The 3,915-nt window shown below is 69.3% G+C and carries 5 protein-coding genes; 3 read left to right on the top strand and 2 right to left on the bottom strand.

Going from position 1 to position 3,915, the window contains the following annotated elements; genetic code table 11:
- Positions 1-556, bottom strand: a 556-nt coding sequence (locus BN11_RS23810) for a lysoplasmalogenase family protein (RefSeq protein WP_053084101.1), incomplete at its 3' end; no start/stop codon positions are given.
- Between the two features lie 47 nt (positions 557-603).
- Between BN11_RS23810 and BN11_RS13120 the strand changes: the two genes are divergently transcribed.
- From BN11_RS13120 to BN11_RS24725, 3 genes are all read left to right on the top strand, one after another.
- Complete coding sequence (locus BN11_RS13120; RefSeq protein WP_235435468.1) at positions 604-1,938, top strand: alpha-amylase family protein; 1,335 nt, start codon at positions 604-606, stop codon at positions 1,936-1,938.
- A gap of 117 nt (positions 1,939-2,055) precedes the next feature.
- Positions 2,056-2,322 carry a hypothetical protein gene (locus BN11_RS24730; protein WP_201329262.1) on the top strand — a complete coding sequence of 89 codons (267 nt, stop codon included), beginning with the start codon at positions 2,056-2,058 and terminating at the stop codon, positions 2,320-2,322.
- 2 nt (positions 2,323-2,324) lie between these two features.
- Positions 2,325-2,726: a hypothetical protein gene (locus BN11_RS24725; protein WP_048698364.1), complete on the top strand. Its 402-nt coding sequence runs from the start codon at positions 2,325-2,327 to the stop codon at positions 2,724-2,726.
- Positions 2,727-2,865: 139 nt separating this feature from the next.
- Here the strand turns inward: BN11_RS24725 and BN11_RS13110 are convergent, their stop codons facing one another.
- Complete coding sequence (locus BN11_RS13110) at positions 2,866-3,813, bottom strand: pseudouridine-5'-phosphate glycosidase (protein ID WP_048698362.1); 948 nt, start codon at positions 3,811-3,813, stop codon at positions 2,866-2,868.
- Positions 3,814-3,915 lie beyond the last annotated feature (102 nt).

The following is a 3,915-nucleotide window of genomic DNA, read 5'->3' as shown; positions in this document are numbered from 1 at the left end:
CAGAAAACCCCCCCCCGCCGGCGGCCGTCGCGGCGCGGGCACCGGCCGGGAGAGCGGGGTCGAGGTTCGCGGCGTTGGCGGCCATGGCTGTCAGGAGCGCGGCATACCCCAGGACGGCGGGGCCGAGGACGCGCTCGTGGCGAGCGGCCGCGATGGCCATCGGCGCGCCGGAGAGTGCGAACATCACTGCGGCGGCGCGACCGGCTGTGGTGTGGCGCAACGGAACTGGGCTCGCGTTGGCCCGGAAGCCGCGGATATAGGCGGCCTGCCCGAGCCCGAAAGCGCCCACCCCGGCGGCGAAGGCCGGCAGGCCGGGGCGCAACAGGGCGACGTCCCCAAGCCAGCCCAGTGCCTGCCCGGCGCGGGTCGTGTCTCGCAGCGGCGAGCGCGCCGATCGCGGGTCGGCGGCGAAGGCTCCGGTGAGCACCGGCATGAGCAGGGGTTTGGTGACGCGTCGTATGCGGTGGGCGCGCGTGGAGCGCGAACCGGCCAGGGCCGTGTCGGCGACGGCGAGCGCGCCGTACGCGAGCTTGAAAGCGTATGCGGCGCGCGGCATACCGCCGGATGGTAGCCGGGAGCCCGCCGTATGACAGGGTGAAGGCGATGATCGAACGTGAAGGAGTGCGGATGACCGGCTGGGTCGAGCACGTGTTGTGGTGGCACATCTATCCCTTGGGGTTCGTCGGGGCCGCCCACGTGCCCGGCAGCGCGGAGGTGGAGCCGGAGAACCGTCTCGGCCACATCGAGGCGTGGCTGGACCACGCGATCGAGTTGGGGCTCAACGGGATTCTGCTCGGTCCGGTCTTCGAGTCGGGCACCCACGGCTATGACACGTCCAACTATCTGCGCATCGACCCGCGGCTCGGCGACGACGGTGACTTCGACCACCTGCTCCACGCCGCCAAGCAACGCGGGCTGCGCGTGCTCCTCGACGGTGTGTTCAACCATGTCGGCACCGAGTTCCCGCTCTTTCGCCAGGCGATCGCCGAGGGGCCCGACTCCCCCGCCGCTCGGGCCTTCCGGTTCCACTGGGGCAGCACGAACGATCTTGGGTTGCCGGCCTACGACTGTTTCGAGGGTCACCAGTCGCTCGTCGAGCTCGACCACGACGCCGAGGAGGTCGTCGACCTCGTCGCCGACGTGATGACGCACTGGCTCGAGCGCGGGATCGACGGGTGGCGTCTGGACGCGGCCTACGCTGTGCCGCAACACTTCTGGGCGCGGGTGCTGCCGCGCGTTCGCGAGCGGTTCCCGGAGTGTTACATCCTCGGCGAAGTCATCCACGGCGACTATCCGGCCTTCGTCGCCGAGTCCGGGGTCGACGCGGTCACACAGTACGAACTGTGGAAGGCCATCTGGTCGAGCCTGGCGAGCGCCAACTTCTGGGAGTTGTCGCACGCTCTCGGACGGCACGCGACCTTCTTGGAATCCTTTGTGCCCCAGACCTTTGTCGGCAATCACGATGTCACGCGCATCGCCACCCAGATCGAGGACCCGCGCCACCTCGGGCACGCGTATGCCGTGCTCCTCACCGTCGGCGGCACGCCGTCGATCTACTACGGCGACGAGATGGGCTACACCGGCACCAAGGAGCAACGCGTCGGCGGCGATGACCAGGTGCGCCCCGTCATGCCCGCCACCCCTGCCGAACTCGGACTGGGCCACGACACGTACGCGATGGTGAAGTCCCTCGTCGCCGTGCGCCGGCGCCACCCGTGGCTGCATACGGCGCGGGCAACCGACCTGACGTTGACCAACGAGGTCTACGCCTACGACCTGCGCGGCCCAGACGGCGAGCGCATCGTCGTGTGCCTCAACATCTCCGCCGAACCGGCAACCTTCGATGACGTGCCGGCCACCGTGCTGGCGGGCGACGCCGCCCTCGCTACCTCGAGCGTCATGGTGGCCCCGCACTCCTGGGCCGTCCTCGGGGACTGATTCTCCGGCTGCTCAGGTGATTTGCGGCGATCTCTCAGCCGCATCTCAGCGTCGGCGACGACGATGCGCCATGGGTTCCCGGCCCGGAGTCCGTGAGGATCGCCATGTCATCTGCACGTGAGCAGTTCAGTGGGGCAACACCCCTGGCACCGCAGCCTGTTCCGCCGGAGAGCGAGGACGTCCGAGACGACCTCGCCGGTCCCAGACCTGGACGCCCCGCCGCCGCCGTCCACGGCTGATCGCCGCCCACGGATGCGCGCCTTCCTCGGCATCTTCGGGCCAGGGCTGGTGACCGGCGTGGCGGACGACGATCCCTCCGGAGTCGCCACCTACTCCCAGGCCGGCGCCGCCGCCGGGTCGGCCTGCTCTGGACAGCACCGCTGACCTTGCCGTTGCTGTATGCCGTGCAGGAGATCTGCGATTGCACCGCATTGGTCACCGGCGACAGCCTCGGCACCCTCGTGCGGCGCAAATTCGTCCGCAGCGCACGCGCCATCACACTCGGGCTGGCCGCCGCCTTGCTCGTCGGAGTCACCAATGTGCAGGAGCTCGAACCACCCCTGGCCGGCCTCCAGACGACCATGGTCTCGGTGAACGAGGACGGCTCTCGCGCGGCCTGGGCCTACAAGGAGGGCACCGCCCTCTGGCTGCTGCGCACGAGCACCGGCGGCTCCCCCTCGACCGTCCCCGGCGCAGGTTCGCTCGGGGCGTTCCGGGGGGTGGCGGTCTGTGGGCAGGTGCTGTTCTTCGCCATCGATTCCGGTGTCTATCGGTACAGCTTCTTCTAGGTCACGTTCTCCAGGACGACCTCTGGTCGGTGACCGCTCGCCGTCGGCCCGGCTACGGCATACCCGGTTGGCAACAGACTCAGCAGAGGGTAGTCAAATCAGCACACCTAGGGAGGTCTGCTGATTTGACTAGCCTCTGCTAGCAGAGGCTACTGGGGGCGGCGAAGGCGACCGCCAGGGCGGCGCCGAGGCGGGCGTTGTTGCGGACGAGCGCGATATTGGTCCGCAGCGACGCGCCGCCGGTGATCTCGACGATCCGGCCCAGCAGATAGGGCGTGATGTCCTTGCCGGTGATGCCCCGCGCAGCGCAATCGGCGAGCGCCTGCGCGATGACCCCGTCCATCTCTTCTGACGGGATTTCATCCTCTGCCGGAACGGGATTCGCGACCGAGATGCCGCCGGACAGACCAAGCTCCCACTTCGCTCGCATCATCGCGGCCAGCTGTTCCGGGGTGTCGAGCCGCATCGGCACGCGGTGACCCGAGCTGCGCGAGAAGAACGACGGGAACTCGTCGGTGCCGTAGCCGACGACCGGCACGCCGAGGGTCTCCAGCACCTCCAACGTCCGCCCGATGTCGAGGATGGACTTCACGCCGGCACTGATGACGGCGACATCGGTGGCGCCCAGCTCGGTGAGGTCAGCCGAGACGTCCATCGTGTCCTGGCCGCCTTGGTGCACCCCGCCGAGGCCGCCGGTGACGAAGACCCGGATGCCGGCGAGCGCGGCGAGCCGCATCGTCGCCGCGACCGTCGTCGCACCGTGCGTTCGGGTGGCGACGACATAGGGGATGTCGCGGACGCTGACCTTGATGACGCCTTCGTCGCTGGCGAGCAGCTCCAGTTGATCCGGCGAGAGACCGATCCGCGGTATGCCGTCGAGGATGGCGATCGTCGCCGGCGTCGCTCCCCCGTCGCGAACGATCTGCTCGACCTCCTGCGCCATCGCGACATTGTCGGGATAGGGCATTCCGTGGCTGATGATCGTCGACTCCAGTGCGACGACGGGCCTGCCGGCGGCGAGCGCCCCCGCCACCTCCTCGCTCAACTGCAGCAGCGGATGCACGGGCGTGGTCGTGGAGAGGGTCATGGCGGGGTTGCCTTCGCGTCGGTGCGGAAGCGCTCGACGAGCGCTGGGGTCAGGTCGGGGCGGACGGTATGCCGGTCGGTCACCGCCAGCGCCGGGACGTGA

It is taken from the genome of Nostocoides australiense Ben110 (genome assembly GCF_001050535.1).
GTDB classification, from domain to species: Bacteria; Actinomycetota; Actinomycetes; order Actinomycetales; family Dermatophilaceae; genus Nostocoides_A; species Nostocoides_A australiense.
Note: the sequence above shows the minus strand (reverse complement) of the source record. Positions and strands in the feature narration are given on the sequence as shown.